Origin of the sequence: Aeromonas simiae, assembly GCF_000820125.1 — a bacterium.
Classification (GTDB): domain Bacteria; phylum Pseudomonadota; class Gammaproteobacteria; order Enterobacterales; family Aeromonadaceae; genus Aeromonas; species Aeromonas simiae.
In genome coordinates, this window is sequence record NZ_CDBY01000044.1 from 25,983 (window position 1) to 43,484 (window position 17,502).

The following is a 17,502-nucleotide window of genomic DNA, read 5'->3' on the forward strand; positions in this document are numbered from 1 at the left end:
GAGCCCATGGCTCCCTTCTCTTTCACGCCTCGCCGCGCCAGCGGTAGAGCCGTTCAGGCCGGCCCCGCTGGCCATAGCTGAGCTCCACCACCAGGTGATCTTCCGACTCCAGGTACTCGAGGTAGCGGCGCGCCGTGGTACGGCTCAAAGAGAGGCGCAGCGCCAGGGTATCGGTGGAAAAGCACTGCTCGCGTTCACTGGCCAGCAGATCGAGCACCTGGCGCAGGGTGAGGGCGTCGATCCCCTTGGGGGTCTCGCGCCCCTCGCGGCTGCGCCCCTTGCCGAGCAGGCGATCGAGATCCCCCTGCTCAAGGTGGCCGGCCCCCGCCAGCCGGCGGCACAGGGCCTGTACCTCGCCCAGGCTCTGCTGGATGCGCGACAGGCGCAGCGGCTTGATGATGTAATCTTGCACCCCCAGGTGCAGCGCCCGCTGGATGCTCTCGACGTCGCTGGCGGCGGTCACCATGATCACTAGCGTCTCGATGGCGCGCGCGCGCAAGGAGGCCACCCACTCCAGCCCGGAGCCATCGGGCAGGGAGACATCCACCAGCAGCAATCTGGGCTGCTCGCACTCTAGCCGAGCCTGCGCGTCGGCCAAGGAGGGGGCGCAGCCCACTAACTGGAAGCCGGGGGTGGTGAGGATCAGCTCGCTGAGAATACCGCCGATCCGGACATCGTCTTCGATGATCAGTGTGGTGATGGGTTCCATAATGACACCAGTTGCGCTTTGTCGAGGTAGATGCCGAAGAGGGTGGTACGGGCGGCAGTGCGGCGCCATTCTATCACGCCCCCCAGCCGCTCGGCGGTCTCCTTGACCAGATAGAGCCCAACCCCGTGGTCGCCGCTCTGGCGGCTGACCCCGTAGTCGAACAGATGATCGGCGAGCGCTTCGTCCACCCCTTCGCCGCTGTCCTCTACTTCTATCACCAAACGGCGGCCGGCATCGTTGATCGAGAGCAGGACCCGCGGCATTACCTGCTCCCGGTTGGCCCTGGCCGCACGGATGCCGTTGTCGAGCAGGTTGCCGATGAAGGTGATGAGATCCGCCGACAGCCAGGGGGGGCACTCCTCCAGCGCCGAGCCCTCGTCAAGCTCAAGGTGCACCCCAAGCTCGCGGGCACGGCTGAACTTGCCAAGGATGAGGCCCGCCACCGGCTTGTCGTGGATGGCGTGCAGCAAGGATTGCAGCAGTGACTGGTGCTCGTCGTGCTCGCGCTGGATCAGCTCCACCGCCTCGTTCACGTGGCCAAGCTGGAGCAGGCCGGAGAGGCTGCTCAGCTTGTTGGCAAACTCGTGGGTCTGCATGCGCAGCAACTCGGCGTATTGACGCAGATGGGTCACCTGCACCGCCAGGGTGCCGGCCGCCTCGGGGCGGGTGAAGATAAACAGCCAGCCGGCCCCGCCTGTGATGGGCTGCCAGCGCCCGACGAAAGCATCCCCATGCACACTAAAATGTGTCTCGAGCGCCCCGTCGACCAATCCTCGCGCCAGCTCGGGGGCCAGCGCCTCCAGCCGGCAGCCGAGCTGGGCATAGCGGCCGGGCTGCGGTAGCCGCAGCTGGTAACAGGCGGCGCTGTTGAGCATGCTCACCCTCCCTTCAGCGTCGAGGGCGATGATCCCCTCGTTGATGCTCTCAAGCACCAGCTCCTGCTGGGCGAAGCGCCGCGCTATGGTCTCGGGCTCCAGATCGAGCAAGGTTCGCCGCAACCGTCGCTGCATCGCCGCCGCCAGCAACAATCCGGCCCCCAGCACTGCCAAAATGGCCCACAGCAGCAGGGCAAGGCGATCCCGATAGGTGCCCTCCACCGTCTTCATCAGATAACCGACCGCCACCGCCCCCAGCGTCTGTCCATCTGCACCGATCACGGGGGCAAAGCAGCGAATCGCCGGCCCCAGCGTCCCCTGATCCTTAGAGCAGTAGCTGCGCCGCTCAAACAGCGCCGGCCAAATGTCTTCCCCACGAAAACGCTGGCCGACCAGCTCGGGGGAAGGATGAGAGAGACGCAAGGCGTGGCGGTCGGTCACCACCATGTAAGCGGCATCGGTACGCCGGCACAGGGCCTGAACATAGTCACGCAGGGTAGGATCGGCGCCACGCAGTAGCGCCTGCTCGATGCGCTGGTCGGCCGCCAGCAGGCGAGCCAGATCGCTCCCCTTCTCCTCCAGATTGCTCTCGAGCAGATGACGGATAAAGAGCGCCAACAGGCCACCCAGGATGAGCAGCAGTAGCAGGGAGAAACACAGGGAGAGAAAGACCAGTTGATGACGCAGCTTCACGGCAGCCACCTTGCCCCGACGATGAAAGGGGCATGATGGCGGCCCGCTGGGGATGGGTCAATCAGGGGCGATCACGACTGGCGCCATGGATAACCTTATTTCCGTGACTCACATCACAAAACAATTTACTTAGCACGCTAACTAAATATAATGCTTAGCAGACTAAGTAATAGGAGCCATGAGATGGATAAGCACATCGAGCGTCTGCGCGAACTCTCGCTGGCCGAGCGGCTGGGCAGGCTGTTTCGCCTGTGGAGCCGGGTGGCCGATCAGCAGTTGGCTCCTCTCGGCCTGACCTACCCGCGCTGGACGGCACTATGGAAGCTGTCGCGGCTCGGCGACGAGGTCAGCCAGAAGTGTCTGGCCGATCACCTCGAGATCGAGGTGGCCTCCCTCATGCGCACCTTGGGCCAGCTTGAAGAGCAGGGTCTGGTGACCCGCCACAGTTGCAGCGCCGACAAGCGCGCCCGCGTCGTCAGCCTAACCGATGCCGGCCGTGAACTGCTCGGCCACATCGAGGCCCGCATCATGCAAGCCCGCCGCGAGCTGCTGGCCGGGATCAGTGAGAGCGAGCTGGCCCGTTTCGAGCAGACCATGAACCACATCTATGAAAATGCCCTGACCAAGTTGGCCAAGGGTTGTAGTGAGCAGGAGTAACCCCCAGATGACACCGGATCAACAATTCGCCCGCTGGGTCAAGGGCGTGGCCATCGCCTTCGGCCTCATCTTCGTCTATTTCCTGCTGGCCGACCTCAAGATGCCGCTCACCCCGCAGGCCATGGCCACCCGTGGCGTGGTCAAGGTCGCCCCCCAGGTCAGCGGCCGCCTGACCGCCGTCTACGTGCACAACAACCAGAGCGTGCACAAAGGGGCCCTGCTGTTTGAACTCGATCCGGTGCCGTTCAAGCTCGCCGTGGAGCAAGCCGAGCTCAAACTCGAGCAGGCACTGCAAGAAAACGCCGAACTCGACGCCAGGATCAGTGCAGCCCATGCGGACGTGAACGCCGCCACCACCCGCCGTGAGCTGGCCGAACGCGAGGCGCATCGCATCACCGCCCTGTTTGCCCGCAACCTGGTCTCCCAGCAGGCCCGCGATGAAGCCAGCAGTGCACTGCGCACCGCCCAGGCCAATCTGCAAGCCAGCCAGGCGACCCTGGCCCAGCTCAAGGTCAGCCGTGGCGCCCAGGGCGAGACCAACCTGCGCATCCGTCAGGCCCACAACGCATTGGAGCAGGCCCGTCTCAATCTGGCCTACAGCCAGGTGCGCGCCGAGCAGGATGGGATAGTGACCAACCTGCAACTGGAAAATGGCGCCTTCGCCACGGCCGGCAGCCCGCTGCTGGCCCTGGTGGCCGACCAGGTGGAGATCATCGCCGACTTTCGCGAGAAGGCGCTGCGCCACGTCAATCCCGGCTATCAGGCGCTGATCGCCTTCGACGGTGAGCCCGGCACCCTCTATCCGGCCAAGGTGGTCAGTCTGGACGCCGGGGTGAGCGCCGGCCAGTTCGATGCCAACGGCAAGCTGGCGACCCCGACCGAATCGGATCGCTGGGTACGCGATGCCCAGCGCCTGCGCCTGCACCTACGCCTCGAGCAGCCGGCCCACGGCATGCTCCCCGCCGGAGCCCGCGCCACGGTGCAACTGCTGCCGGACAACCCGCTGCTCGGCCTGCTGGCCCGCGCTCAGATCCATCTGCTGAGCCTGCTGCACTACATCTACTAAGCCCCTTCCCGCTGCGGCCGGCCCCCACGCCGGCCACCTAGGAGATCCCATGCAACTGTGGCATCGTCCCCTGACGACCAATGATCTGCGCCAGTGCCTGCGCATTGCCACCGGAGCCACCCTCGGTTTTCTGCTGTGCAAGACGATGAACTGGAACTACGGCGTCTTCTTCACCGTCACCCCCATGTTGCTGCTCGGCATGGTGCCGGTGATGAACGGCCACGCCAGTCGCCAGATGCTCGCCTCAGCGGTGATGTGCGGCCTTGAGGTGGGGCTGCTCGGCGGCTTGTTCGGCTCCCACCCTGGGCTGATGACCCCGATCGCCTTCCTGCTGTTTCTCTACCGCTTCGCCTGCATGTCGAAGGGGAGCCTGTTTTTGTTCGGCGCCAACGGCGTGCTCAACCTCAGCATCATGCTGCACTTCGCCAGCTACCCGAGCACGGATCTCAACGATCTGATCCTGAGCAACCTGATGGCCACCGTCAGCTCGGTACTGCTGGCCTGGCTGCTCACCGTGCTGCTGCCCGACACCGAGCCGCGAGCGCGCCCAACCCCACAACCCAAGGAGCCGCATCGGATGCGCCACGAAGCGCTGCTCGGTGCCACCATCGCCACCTTGTCGTTTCTGGTGTTCCAGATTTTCAACCTGCGCGACTCCATGTCGGCCCAGGCCACCACCCTGCTGGTGCTGTTCCCGATGCACTGGAACGGCGCCCTCGGCTATGCCCGCAAGCGGGCCATCGGCACCCTGCTCGGGGTCAGCTTCGGCCTGACGGCGCAACTGGTGCTCTATGACTGGTCGGGACAACTGCTGCTGGTCGCGCCTGTGCTCTGGCTCGGCGCCATGCTCTTCTCCTATGCCCACGTCAAGGAGGGGGGCGGCTCGGGGGCCGGTTTCGGCTCGCTCACCACCCTCGGCATCCTGTTCGGTCAATACCTGACACCGGGCAACGATCTGGTGTTCAGCGCCCTCTACCGGGTCAGCAGCATCGCCGTCGCCATCGTGGCCACCCTCACTTGCTGCTACCTAATGCACCGCCTGCTCAACCGCTTCGACTCCACCCGCTTCGGGCACTGAGCCTCCTTGAGAGTGCGGGCAACACCCGTTAGGCTGCCCGTAAACTCACACCACGGAGCCACACCGATGAAACCAGCCCTGTTGCTGCTGGCGGGCAGCGCACTGCTTGCCGGATGCCAACCCCAAGACGCCTTGACCGTCCACGGCGGCGATCCCATCACCTACCTCTGCGATCAGCAGGCCAAGGTGACGGTGCGTTACTTCTCCCTGTCCGATGACAGCCTTCACTTCGTCAAGCTCACCCTGCCCGATGGCACGCCATACACCCTGCCCCAGGTGGTCTCGGCCTCCGGTGCCCGCTTCAGCGATCTTCAGCAGCTGGTGTGGTGGAACAAGGGGGACGGTGGCTTTGTCGAGCAGCTCGATGACGATGGCGAGTGGCAGATCCTGCTCGATAACTGCCGCGAGGAGTGAGTAAAAAGGGCCGCAAATGCGGCCCTGAAAACGCCTCCATGAAGAGGTCTGCATTTGAAAACCCTTTCCATGATTTATGTAACTTAACAACAAATAAAGTTGATCGGGATCACACAAACGCCTAGGATGAAGTTGTGACCTGAGTCACATTCCACAATCAGATTGATGAGGTGAATTATGTTTGAACATCTTGCAGTGCTGTTCCACCTGAAGGGCGCCACCAGCAACGAAGCTCGCAGCGAAGAGAAGGTCTCTTATGCTCCTTCCACCCGCGGCTACTACTTCCGCTACGGTGCCTGATGGCCCGACTCCCTTCAGAAAAATGTTGTAAAAGAACATACACACATAATGACAACAGGATCCCCATGTCGGGGTGCTGTCCTGCCCAGGCCAACTCAACCACGGCCGACCTGAAACTCCAACACCAGAAAAAATGAAATGGGGCCTAAGGCCCCATCTTTATTTCATTTCCCGCTCTGTTCTCCTCGTATCAGCGCTAGATGGCGCGCTCTAGCACGATCACCTGTGCCGGCTCGGGCAAGGGGTGATGGCATGCCACCTGATGACCCTCTCCCAGCAATTGCGGCGCCTCACTGCGGCAGCGCTCGCTCGCCCGTGGACAGCGCTGATGAAAGTGGCAGCCCGGTGGCGGGGCTATCGGGGAAGGCACGTCACCGCTTAGCAAAATACGCTGGCTGCGCCGGCGCGGATCCGGCACCGGAATGGCCGAGATGAGCGCCTGGGTGTAAGGGTGACGCGGCGCCCGGTAGAGATCCTTCGCCTCGGCCAACTCCACCACCCTTCCTAAATACATGACGGCGATGCGATCCGAGATATGTTTGACCACCGACAGATCGTGGGCGATGAAGATCATCGCCAGGTTCATCTCCTGTTGCAGGGTCAGCAGCAGGTTGAGGATCTGGGACTGCACCGAGACATCGAGGGCCGACACCGCCTCGTCACACACCAGCAGCTTGGGCTTGAGGGCAATGGCGCGGGCAATGCCGATGCGCTGGCGCTGACCGCCGGAGAACTCGTGCGGGTAGCGATCGGCGGCCACGGCGGGCAATCCCACCTTCTCCAGCAGCTCGCGCACCCAGATGCGGCGCTCCTCACTGCGGCCCTTGCCGTGAATGATGAAGGGCTCCTCGAGGATCTGGCCAACCGTGTGGCGGGCATTGAGCGACTCCACGGGGTCCTGAAAGACGATCTGCATCTCCTGGCGCAGTGAGCGCATCTCCTTAGGGGAGAGGTGGGTGATGTCGCGCCCTTCAAAGGTGATGGTGCCGGCGGTCGGCTCGAACAGTTTGAGCAGGGTGCGCCCCAGGGTGGACTTGCCGCAGCCGGATTCGCCCACCAGCCCGAGCGTCTCGCCCTGGCGCAGGGAAAGGGTGATGCCATCCACCGCATAGACCGTGTAGCCACGCCGCAACAAGCCGCCGCCCATGGCGAAGTGCTGCTTGAGATCCGTGATGGTAAGCAGAGGCTCGTTCATGCTCTCACCTCCTTCCAGTGGTGGCAGGCCACGCTGTGCTGCCCGGCCAACTGCTCCACCGGCGGCACAGTACCGACACAGAGTTCGCTGGCATGAGGGCAGCGGTTACTGAAGCGGCAGCCCGCCGGCATCTCACTCAGGGCCGGCACCTGGCCGCGAATGGTCTTGAGCTGCGTCTTGGGTTCGTCCTCAAGACGCGGGATCGACGCCATCAGGCCGTGGGTATAGGGGTGATGCGGCTGCTCGAACAGCTCGAACACATCGGCCTGCTCCACGGCGCGCCCGGCGTACATCACCACCACCTCGTCGCACATCTCGGCCACCACCCCGAGATCATGGGTGATAAAGAGGATGGCCATGCCGGTCTGGGCTTGCAGCGCCTTCATCAGATCCAGGATCTGCGCCTGTATCGTCACGTCCAGCGCCGTGGTCGGCTCATCGCAGATGAGCAGCTCAGGCTCGCAGGCAAGCGCCATGGCGATCATCACCCGCTGGCGCATGCCGCCCGACAGGTTATGGGGATAGGTGTCATAGCGCCGCTCCGGCTCGGGGATGCCCACCTTGCGCAGCATGGCGATGGCCGCCTCGCGGCGCTGGCGCCGGTCGTAGTCGGGGCGGTGCAGCTCATAGACTTCAGCCAACTGCTCCCCGACCGTCTTGACCGGGTTGAGGGCTGTCATCGGCTCTTGGAAGATCATCGAGATGCGGTTGCCACGGATGCGGTAGAGATCCTTGGCCGGCAGCCCCAGCAGATCGAGAGTGCCCAACTGGATCGCGCCCCCCACCACCCGCCCATGGGGCCTTGGCAGCAGGCCCATGATGGCCAGTGCCGTCACACTCTTGCCGCAGCCGGATTCACCGACGATACCGAGGGTCTGGCCCGGGTGCACCGCAAAGCTCACCCCATCGAGTACCCGCACTGTCCCTTCATCAACGCTGAACTCGACGGCGAGATCGCGCACCGCCAGGATGGGAGCCTGCTCCATATCAGCCCCCCTGGCCACGCTGCCAGCTCTTGTCGATCAGGGTCAGCGGCGCCAGCGCCTTGCCACTGCGCTTGTCGGCCAGCACCTCTTGGCGTTTGTCCTCGTCAATCCAGAGCAGGCCACCCGAGCTGTGGGGGTAACCGTCCATCGGCCAGTAGAGCAAGTCCGGAGTGCTCTTGGTGGCCGGCACCGTCGGTAGCATCACGTAGCGCCAGCTGGCGGCCCGCACATAGTTGAGCTCATAGCCCGGCACGAAGATGGCCAGATCATAGATACGCTGCTGGATCTGGCGCGACAGCTCGGCCCGCTGGCCCAGATCGAACTCCTTGCCGTAGGCATTGATCAGCGTGTCGAGCGCCTTGTCGGCCACGTTGAAGAAGTTGTTGGTCTGCGGCTTGTTGGCGTTATCCGAATGAAACGACTCCCAATACTGGGGATAGAGGCCACCGCCGCCCCAACCCAGCCAGGCTGCCTCGTGCTTTTTCTCCAGCATGGCCTTGAAGCCGGTGGCCCCGTCCACCAGGTTCAGCTCGAGATCGAGCCCCGCCTTCTTGGCCTCCTCTTTCAAGAAACTCAAGCGCTTGGCATGCTCGGAGACGGTGAAGGTGACCGCCAGGGTGAGGCGCTCCCCCTTGGCATTTTGCAAGATGCCGTCCGGCCCCTGCTTGGTGTAGCCGGCCTTGGCGAAGTAGTCGCGCGCTTTTTGCACGTCGTAACCGCGCTCAGGCAAGGCCATCTCGGTGAAGGGGCCAAACCCCGAGCCGAAGGTGGTGACCCGCACGTAATCGCCGCGCAGCACGGTGGCGATCATCTTGTCCATGTTGATGGCGTGCTCGATGCCCAGGCGCACATTGAGATCGGCCAGTTTCGGCACCGCCGTATTCAGGTGCAGCCCCTGACCGCCCTGCTTGGTGTCGGTATAGGCCATCACCTTCTGGATGTAGCCCTTGTCAAACTCCGGCCCCTTGGCTTTTTCATGCCACCAGGTGGGCTGGACCATCTCGAAGCTGTCGAGCTCCCCCTTCAGGAAGTGGCGAAAGGCGATGTTCTGATCGCGGATCACCTTGATGTGCACCGTGTCGACGTTGAAGCGGTGCTTAAAGAAGCGATCGTCCTTGGCCCACCACGCCTTCTGACGGCTGAAGGTGACCGATTTGCCCTTCTTCACCTCGCTGATGACATAGGGCCCGGTGGTCGGCACGATAGCCCAGTTGTACTGTTTGACCCAGTTCGGGCCGAGCTTGTAGAAGTGCTTGGGCTGGGGCCACAGCTCGGTGGTGTTGAGCAAGTCCAGCTTGCCCTTGGCGCTGCCCGCCTTGACCTTGATGGTGTGCGCGTCGACCTTGCTCACCTCGACCACTTCGGTGGTGTAGTAGTTGTTGAACCAGGGCCCCTTGATGTGGGGCGAGCGCATCATCTCATAGCCGAAGGTGTAATCCTCGGGCACGACCGGCTGGCCGTCAGACCACTTGGCGCGCGGGTCGAGCTTGAAGTAGACGGTCTGGTTGTCCGGGGCGATGGCCCAGTGAGTGGCGAGCGCCGGGATGGGATTGCCCGTGTTGGGGTGAAAGCTGATCAGCCGCAGCTGGTTGTCGAGAATAAAGGAGCGAAACGACCCGTTGGAGTCGGGCCCCACGGTGCGAAAGGTGAGCGGGAAGCTGTCCACGTAGAGGTTCAGCGTCCCCCCCTGCTTGGCCTGCGGCGAAGCAAACACTGGGTCTGTGTCGTTGGTCTCCCAGATGAGCCCATCAGGCAAGGCATCGGCCCACACAAGCGAGCCGTTCACCAGCAGCATCAGGCCGCCTATCCATTTGATTTTATTATTCATCCTAACACTCCAAAGCGCCCTTTAACGGCCGCAGCACCTCATTTGAAAAAGCATCACTCGTAGCGGGTAAACTTGCGCGGATCGAACGCCTCGCGCACCGCCTCACCGATAAACGAGACCATGATCAGCACGGCGCTCACCGCCGCCACCACTGAGCTTACGATCCAGATGGCGTCGAGGTTGTTGATCCCCTGGGAGAGCAGCTCCCCCCAGCTTGGGGTCGGCGGCGCCAGACCAAAGCCGAGGTAATCCAGCGCCGTCAGGGTCGAGATGTTGGCCACCACCGCAAACGGCGCCAGGGTCACCACCATCACCAGGGTATTGGGCAGTATATGGTGGAAGATGATGCGCCCGGTGCCCGCCCCCTGGGCACGCGCCGCCATCACGTAGTCGCGGGCCCGCTCCTTGTAGGTGAGGGTGCGCATGTACCAGGTGATCCCCATCCAGCCAAACAGCACGTTGATGCCGACAAACAGGCCGAAGTTGGGCTTGGTGAGCGACACCAGGATCATGATGACGTAGAGAAAAGGGATCTGAGACCAGATCTCGATAAAGCGCTGTAACACAAGGTCAAACCGCCCACCGAGAAAGCCCATCAGACAACCGATGGCCACCCCGATGAGATAGCTGGCCACCAGCACTATGCCGGCAAAGGCGATGGCGATGCGAAAGCCGTACACCAGGCGCGCCAGCACGTCGCGCCCGCTGGTGTCGGTGCCGAGAAAATGGCGATCCGCCGCACTCGGGGCGTAAGGGGGGTAGGCATCTTGCTTGAAGTCCTGCTCATAGGGGTTCCATGGCACAAGAGGCAGCAGCACCCAATCCCCCTGCCCCTCATCGGCCAGCTTGGCCTTGAGCTGGCGATAGTTGGTCTCGTAGTCGTAATCGAGGCCGAAACGGCTGCCGGGGATCACGTCGCCATAGGTGGGAAAGAGCCACTGCCCCTGATAGTGCACCACCAGGGCGCGGCTGTTGACCAGCAGCTCGGCCACACAGGAGAGCAGCACCAGGGCACTAAACAGCACAAACGAGTAGTAACCGCGCTTGATAGAGGCAAAGCGCTTGAATTTCTTGCGGGTAACGGGACTGAGCTGCATGGTTTACTCCCCGAAGCGCACGCGTGGATCGACCAGGGCGACGCAGATATCCGAGAGGATGTTGCCAAGCAGCATCAGCACAGAGGTGATGGCCAGTATGCCCATCACGGTCGGGTAATCGCGCTCGACGATCGCCTCATAGCCGAGCAGGCCGATGCCGTCGATGTTGAAGATGGTCTCGATGAGGAAGGAGCCGCCGAAAAAGACGGTCAGCACGCTGCCGAAGTGGCTGGCGATGGGAATGAGGCTGTTACGCATGGCGTGACGGGTGACCGCCTGGCGAAACGGCAGCCCCTTGGCCACGGCGGTGCGCACATAATCGGCCGACAGGTTCTCCATCAGGCTGTTTTTCATGGTCATGGTGAGCACGGCAAAATCGCCGATGGCGTAGGCGATGAGCGGCAGCAAGGCATGGGAAAAGACGCTCTTGACCTTGTCCCAGTTGCTCTCGAGATACTCGTAGTCGTCCCCCGGGAAGCCTCCCATCGGCAACCACTCGAGGTGAAACGCGAAGACGGTGATGAGAAAGATCCCCACCACATAGGCCGGCAGCGCATAGGCGGTGTAGATGAACATGGAGCTGGCCGAGTCGAAGCGGCTGTTGTGACGCAGCGCCTTGGCGATGCCGAGCGGGAGTGAGACCAGATAGCTCAACAGAAAGGTCGCCACGCCGAAGAAGGCGGTGACCGGCAGGCGCTCCTTGATGAGATCCCACACCGGCTCGTAGTAGCGGGTCGATTCACCGAGATCGAGGCGAACCAGCTTCTGCAACCACTCCCAATAAGCGACCAGCATCGGCTTGTCGAGGCCGTAGAACGCCTTGAGCTCCTCGATCTGCTCGTCGGAGAGGGCCTGCCCCCCCTTGCTCGCCGTCGAGCGGTGTCCCTCCCCCTGGGCAACCTGGGCCTGCAACAGCATGCGCTCGACCGGCCCGCCGGGCACGAAGCGGGTAATGGTGAAGACGAGCAGGGTGATCCCGATAAACGTCGGGATGATGAGCAGCGCCCGACGTAGGAAATACGACAGCATGGTGGCTTCGTCCTTATTGTTTTATTGTGGCCAGTCACTTCCTGTGGCTGGTCCCATCCTTCCTGGCATGTCTGACTGGACTATCATGTGAATCCAAATGATCAGCAGGGCCACTGTAAAAGCTCCGCAACAAAAATCAAGTACCCTTGGCACAAGCTCGCCTTTTGCAGAGAAACATCTCACTTCATGCAATTCGAAGCATTATTCTGCATTCGCATCGACATGGTGCATCACGCCCCAATATAGCGCATCAGCCTCGATACTCTCTATATATCCAGCCACCATGCAACAAACCCAAAACATTGAAAACAAAGCAATAAAAAACACAACACTCAAAGTTGAGCTTGGCGGATGGTGAAAAGAAAAACGTTTTACATCATTCGCAGCCAGTGCGTTGGTTTCAGAGGAATACTCTGAACGGAAGGGAGAATTTAGAATAACGTTTAATATGACCCTGATTATTCAATAAAGTTCCACTTTGGCATTTAATGCCACCATGCTGCGTCAGTTTTGTGGGGAATGTCAGAAAAAACCCACACGACTCAGATAAATAAACTGTCGTTAATGCTTTTTTCAGAAAAAACGTGAACCCCGTCTCTTTTTATCCCCGCCTTCTTACACAATTGACGCCCTCCTCCGAATCTTGATAAGCGTATTGCAACGTCGCCATAGAGCGTGCGTTTGGAAGCAAACAAAATAAACAATCAGGAAGGATACTGCGATGCTAAGGAAAAGCAGGCTTTCTGCTGCGATCGCGCTCGCCTTGGTGAGCGCTGCAGCAGCGGCCCCCTCTGTCTTTGCCGCCGAAGAGGGGCAGAATGTCGAGAAGCTTCAAAAGATCAAGGTGACCGGGTCGCGCATCTCTCGCGTCGACGTGGAAGGGGCCACCCCTGTGGTCTCCGTCTCCAAGGTCAAGATCGAACAATCCGGCCAGCAGACGGTCGCCGACTACCTCAAGCAAGCCTCTTACAACTCCTTCGGGGGTTACTCCGCCCAGTCCGGCAGCTCCTTCCAGTCCCAGGCCACCGTCGGCCTGCGCGGCTTGGGCTCGGAGCGCACCCTGGTGCTGCTCAACGGCAAACGAGTGGCCGGCTCCCCCACCATGGGCGGCACCGCCATCAACCTCAACACCATCCCCATGTCTGCGGTGGAGCGGGTCGAGGTCAACCTCGACGGCGGCTCGGCCATCTACGGCTCTGACGCCATCGGTGGCGTGGTCAACGTGGTGCTCAAGGAGGGGTACGAGGGGCTGGAGTTCCAGGGGCGCCTCGGCAGCCCGACCGAAGACGGGGGCGACGAGAAGAGCGGCTCCATCCTGGCCGGTATCGCCGGGGAGAAGGGCTCCCTGATGGCCGTCTACGAGCACGACAAGAAAGACATCATCTATGCCCGCGATCGCGACTACCTCTCCAAGCAGGGGAATAACGCGCCGAGCGTCTATGGCCGCAACGTGGAAGGGATCACCGGCACCGATGCCGATGGCAAGCCAACCTGGAGCTACGGCCCGCTGGCCGGTGCCACCAATGCCGACGGCACCTGTAAGGAGCCGTTCGTCAATCACGATGGGGGGTGCAACTTCAACTACGGCAAGTTTGCCGCCACCACCGCCTCGCGCAGCCGTGACACCCTGTATGTGAATGGCCGCTATCACATCAACGACAGCGTCGACTTCGTGCCGCAGCTCATCGCCTCGCGCGTCGAGAGCTTCGGCCGCTTCGCCCCGGCCGCCGGCAGCTTCGCCGTTGACCCGAGCAATCCGAAGAACGCCCAGTTCTTCACCGACAACGGCCTGGATGCCGCCGCCACCCTGGGCGCCGGCGAGATGGCCTACGCCTACTACCGCTTCAACAACGTCGGCACCCGCGACAACCTGGTCACCGACACCACCGGCTCCATGAACCTGGGCTTCGAAGGCACGCTGCCGACCGAGAGCGTGGGCGACATGCAGTGGAACGCCGGCTACATGTACTCCAAGACCGACAACAAGGAGAACGGCACCGGTTACGTGCTCAAGTCCGCCGCCCAGCAGGCGGTGGCCGACGGCAAGCTGGTTAAGGGCGAGTTTGATGCCAGCACCACCGCCTCCATGACCGCCGACACCAGCCGCCGCTCCACCATGGATTTCTACCAGTGGTATGCCGGGGTCCAGTGGGACATGGGCGAACTGCCGGCCGGGCCGGTGAGCTGGTACGCCGGTGCCGAGTACAACGACTGGGTCTATGAGGACAAGTACGATGCCCAGTCCGAGGCCGGCAACGTCATCGGCTCCTCCGGTAACTCCTCCGGTGGCGAGCGCGACGTGACCGCCCTCTACCTCGAAACCCTGGTGCCGGTCACCGAACAGGTCGAGCTGAGCGTCGCCGGTCGCTACGACAAGTACAGCGACTTTGGCAGCGCCTTCTCGCCCAAGGCCAGCGTGCGCTACCAGCCGCTCGACAACCTGATGCTGCGGACCTCCTGGTCCCGTTCGTTCCGCGCCCCGAGCCTGAGCGATCTCTACTCGGCCGACTCCTTCTCTGCCGACTGGGGCAAGGACTATGTCTACTGCCAGGCCAACGGCATCGCCGCTGCCGACTGCCCGAACCAGCAGTACGACACCACCCGCACCTCCAACGAGGATCTCAAGGAGGAGACCGCCGACACCTGGAACTTCGGTTTCAGCTACAGCCCGCTTGAGGATCTCAACCTCTCGCTGGACTACTACACCATCAAGATCGACGACGTGATCCAGCTCAACTCGTTGCAGTCGCTCATCTATGACGAACTCAACAACGGCGGCTCGCCGTACATAGTTCGTAACAGCCAGGGCAAGATCAAGGGCGCCACCGCCCCCATGGTCAACCTCGGCACCCTGAAGACCAGCGGTCTCGACTTCAAGCTCGACTACCGTTACGACTTCCCGATGGCGACCGTGCGCTATGACTTCGGCGGCACCTACATCCTCAAGTTTGAGGAGGGCCTCTACGCCGGTGGTCCCTCGGTGGACAAGATCGGCTGGAACGGCCTGCCGCAGATGCGCTTCAACTCAGGGGTCGGCGTCAACGTGCCCCAGTGGTGGAACATGGATGCCTATCTGAGCGCCAACTACATCGACTCCCAGAGCCAGGACTACATCGCCGACACCGGCAAGGAAGTGGGCCACATCGCCTCCAACACCGTCTGGAATATCAACGTGGGCGTCCAGACCCCGTGGGACGGCAAGGTGCAGGTCGGCGTGAAGAACATGTTCAACCGCGAGCCCTCCCTCGAGAGCGACGGCTTCACCTACGACGAGAACATCTACAGCATCGACGGCCGTGTCTACTACCTCGACTACACCCAGAAATTCTGATCGGCCTACCGGCTGATGAGAGACCCAGGCCGGCCCTGATCGGGCCGGCCTTGCCCAACGTCCAAGGAAGTTACGGAGATAGGGTAATTCTATGAAAACAAGGACTAATAAAATGAAGAGAGCGCTTCTGGGCAGCCTGGCTTCGGCCGCCCTGTTGACCAGCTTCGCCGTGAGTGCCGCCACCGCCACCCAGACGGTCGACACCCAAACTGCCACCGACCAAGCCGCCAAGGCCTCCCAGCAGAAGATCGACCACTACGCCGACTCCGCCGAAAGCGCCCTGGCCCAGTACAAGAGCGCCCTGCGCCAGCTCGACAGCCTCACCACCTACAACCAACAGGTCGCCAAGATGGTCGAGTCCCAGCGCAGCGAGCTGACCTCGATGGAGCGTCAAATCGCCCAGATCGACCAGACCAGCACCGAGGTGGTGCCCCTGATGCTCAAGATGATCGACGCCCTCGAGCAGTTCGTGGCCCTCGATCTGCCGTTCCAAAAGCGCGAGCGCGAGGAGCGCGTGGCGGCCCTCACCGATCTGATGAACCGCGCCGACGTCACCATCTCCGAGAAGTACCGCAAGATCCTCGAGGCCTACCAGATTGAGGAGGGGTTTAGCCGCTCCATCGAGGCCTACAAGGCCAGCTTGCAGCAAAAAGATGGCAGCGAGAAGACCTATGAGTTCCTGCGAGTGGGCCGCATCGCCCTGCTCTACCAGTCTCCGGACGGTCAGGAGACCGGCATGTGGAACAAGAAGAGCCGCCAGTGGGAAGCCCTACCCCAGGAGTATCGCAGCGCCGTCGAACAGGGCCTGCGCATCGCCAAAAAACAAGCGCCCCCCGCCCTGATCAAGCTGCCGGTCCAAACTGCGGAGAAAGCATAATGAACGCCATCAAACACGCCGTCGCCGCCCTGATCGCCGGCGCCGCCCTCTTCACCCTGCCGATCAGCGCGGCCGAACCACCGGCCGATCTCAACGCCCTGCTGAGCCAGCTCAAGAGCGAGAGCGCCGCCGAGTCCAAGCTCAACGCCGAGCGCGAGGCCCGCTTCCTCGCCGACAAGAACCAGCAGGCCGCCCTGCTGGCCAAGGCCAAGGCCGAACTCAGCGCCGAGCTGGCCCGCGGCGAGAAGCTCAAGGCCAGCTTCGATGCCAATGACAAGCAGCTCACCGAGCTGACCGAAACCCTGCGCCAGCGCTCTGGCAACATGGGCGAGATGTTCGGGGTGCTGCGCCAGTTCGCCGGCGAGTTTCGCGGCATCTTCAACAACTCGGCGCTACGCCTGCAATACCCCGAGCAGGGCAAGCTGCTGGCCAAGCTGGCCGACAGCAAGGAGCTTCCCTCCAGCGACGAGCTGGCCCAGTTCTGGACCACCCTACTGAGCCGCATGGTCGACGCCGGCAAGGTGACCCAGTTCCCGGCCACCGTGGTGTATGGCGAGGGCAACCAGGGCGAACACACAGTGACCCAGATCAGCGAGTTCAACACCCTGGCCGACGGCAAGTACCTCTCCTTCATCCCCGAGACCGGCAAGTTCGAACAGCTGCCGCGCCAGCCCGACAGCGCCATCCTCCAGCCGGTGAGCGACTTCGAGCAGGCCGACGGCAGCGTCAAGCCCATCTACATCGACCCCTCCCGCGGCGTGATCCTCTCGCTGCTGGTGCAGACCCCCAACCTCAAGGAGCGCCTCGACCAGGGAGGTGAAGTCGGCTACGTCATCATGGCGCTCGGCCTGCTCGGCCTGCTGCTGGCCCTGTTCTGCGGTGCCCGCCTCTCCCTATTGGGCCGCGCCATGCGCAAGCAGCTCAAGTCCGACAGCGCCATCAAGGGCAACCCGATCGGCGAGATGTTGGAGGCCTATCAGGCCCACCGCGGCGACAACATCGAGGATCTCGAGTCCAAGTTCGACGAGATCATCCTCAAGCAGGTGCCCAAGCTCGAGAAGGGGCTGAGCGTGCTCAAGCTGATCGCCTCGGTGGCGCCGCTGCTCGGCCTGCTCGGTACCGTGGTGGGGATGATCGCCACCTTCCAGGCCATCACCCTGTTCGGCACCGGCGATCCCAAGCTGATGGCCGGCGGCATCTCCGAGGCCCTAGTGACCACCATGCAGGGTCTGGTGGTGGCCGTGCCCATCCTGTTCCTCTACACCATGGTGCAGACCCAGAGCCGCCGCCTGATCCAGTTGCTGGAAGAGCAGAGCGCCGGTTACGTGGCCCGCTATCAGGAGCGCCTGCACGCCAAGGCAGCGTAA

Annotated in this window: 15 protein-coding genes; 8 read left to right on the top strand and 7 right to left on the bottom strand. The window is 62.4% G+C overall.

What is annotated here, in order from left to right:
* Positions 1 to 22 precede the first annotated feature (22 nt).
* Positions 23 to 709, bottom strand: a complete 687-nt coding sequence (locus BN1134_RS07735; RefSeq protein WP_042046378.1) for a response regulator — start codon at positions 707 to 709, stop codon at positions 23 to 25.
* Positions 688 to 2,277, bottom strand: coding sequence for an ATP-binding protein (locus BN1134_RS07740; protein ID WP_042046379.1), 1,590 nt, complete (start codon positions 2,275 to 2,277; stop codon positions 688 to 690). The genes BN1134_RS07735 and BN1134_RS07740 overlap by 22 nt, the downstream gene beginning before the upstream one ends.
* Before the next feature lie 183 nt (positions 2,278 to 2,460).
* Here BN1134_RS07740 and slyA point away from each other — a divergent pair, with 183 nt between their 5' ends.
* The 5 genes from slyA to BN1134_RS20290 all read left to right on the top strand — a co-directional run bounded on the left by slyA (position 2,461) and on the right by BN1134_RS20290 (position 5,792).
* Positions 2,461 to 2,934: a transcriptional regulator SlyA gene (gene slyA / locus BN1134_RS07745; protein WP_042046380.1), complete on the top strand. Its 474-nt coding sequence runs from the start codon at positions 2,461 to 2,463 to the stop codon at positions 2,932 to 2,934.
* Between the two features lie 7 nt (positions 2,935 to 2,941).
* Entirely contained in the window at positions 2,942 to 4,000 is a 1,059-nt protein-coding gene (locus BN1134_RS07750; RefSeq protein ID WP_042046382.1) for an HlyD family secretion protein, read from the top strand.
* A 49-nt stretch (positions 4,001 to 4,049) separates the two neighbouring features.
* Positions 4,050 to 5,078 carry a DUF2955 domain-containing protein gene (locus BN1134_RS07755; RefSeq protein WP_042046383.1) on the top strand — a complete coding sequence of 343 codons (1,029 nt, stop codon included), beginning with the start codon at positions 4,050 to 4,052 and terminating at the stop codon, positions 5,076 to 5,078.
* A gap of 66 nt (positions 5,079 to 5,144) precedes the next feature.
* Positions 5,145 to 5,492, top strand: coding sequence for an MliC family protein (locus BN1134_RS07760; protein ID WP_042046385.1), 348 nt, complete (start codon positions 5,145 to 5,147; stop codon positions 5,490 to 5,492).
* Positions 5,493 to 5,669: 177 nt separating this feature from the next.
* Entirely contained in the window at positions 5,670 to 5,792 is a 123-nt protein-coding gene (locus BN1134_RS20290; protein WP_264293144.1) for a hypothetical protein, read from the top strand.
* 196 nt (positions 5,793 to 5,988) lie between these two features.
* Here BN1134_RS20290 and BN1134_RS07765 read toward each other — a convergent pair whose 3' ends face one another.
* From BN1134_RS07765 to BN1134_RS07785, 5 genes are read right to left on the bottom strand one after another with little or no spacing between them, the layout of a single operon-like run.
* On the bottom strand, positions 5,989 to 6,987 hold the full coding sequence (locus BN1134_RS07765) for an ABC transporter ATP-binding protein (RefSeq protein ID WP_042046386.1): 999 nt from the start codon (positions 6,985 to 6,987) through the stop codon (positions 5,989 to 5,991).
* Positions 6,984 to 7,973 (bottom strand): ABC transporter ATP-binding protein, encoded by a 990-nt coding sequence (locus BN1134_RS07770; protein WP_084214751.1) that lies wholly within the window; start codon positions 7,971 to 7,973, stop codon positions 6,984 to 6,986. Before BN1134_RS07770 ends, BN1134_RS07765 begins: the two co-directional genes overlap by 4 nt.
* A gap of 1 nt (position 7,974) precedes the next feature.
* Positions 7,975 to 9,801 (bottom strand): extracellular solute-binding protein, encoded by a 1,827-nt coding sequence (locus BN1134_RS07775; protein ID WP_042046388.1) that lies wholly within the window; start codon positions 9,799 to 9,801, stop codon positions 7,975 to 7,977.
* Positions 9,802 to 9,854: 53 nt separating this feature from the next.
* Positions 9,855 to 10,898: an ABC transporter permease gene (locus BN1134_RS07780; RefSeq protein ID WP_042046389.1), complete on the bottom strand. Its 1,044-nt coding sequence runs from the start codon at positions 10,896 to 10,898 to the stop codon at positions 9,855 to 9,857.
* Between the two features lie 3 nt (positions 10,899 to 10,901).
* A complete protein-coding gene (locus BN1134_RS07785; protein WP_042046390.1) occupies positions 10,902 to 11,927 on the bottom strand; it encodes an ABC transporter permease subunit in 1,026 nt (341 codons plus the stop codon).
* Between the two features lie 721 nt (positions 11,928 to 12,648).
* Between BN1134_RS07785 and BN1134_RS07790 the strand changes: the two genes are divergently transcribed.
* From BN1134_RS07790 to BN1134_RS07800, 3 genes are all read left to right on the top strand, one after another.
* Positions 12,649 to 15,258, top strand: coding sequence for a TonB-dependent receptor plug domain-containing protein (locus BN1134_RS07790; RefSeq protein ID WP_042046392.1), 2,610 nt, complete (start codon positions 12,649 to 12,651; stop codon positions 15,256 to 15,258).
* Positions 15,259 to 15,370: 112 nt separating this feature from the next.
* Complete coding sequence (locus BN1134_RS07795; RefSeq protein ID WP_042046393.1) at positions 15,371 to 16,135, top strand: DUF3450 domain-containing protein; 765 nt, start codon at positions 15,371 to 15,373, stop codon at positions 16,133 to 16,135.
* Positions 16,135 to 17,502 (top strand): MotA/TolQ/ExbB proton channel family protein, encoded by a 1,368-nt coding sequence (locus BN1134_RS07800; RefSeq protein ID WP_042046394.1) that lies wholly within the window; start codon positions 16,135 to 16,137, stop codon positions 17,500 to 17,502. The genes BN1134_RS07795 and BN1134_RS07800 overlap by 1 nt, the downstream gene beginning before the upstream one ends.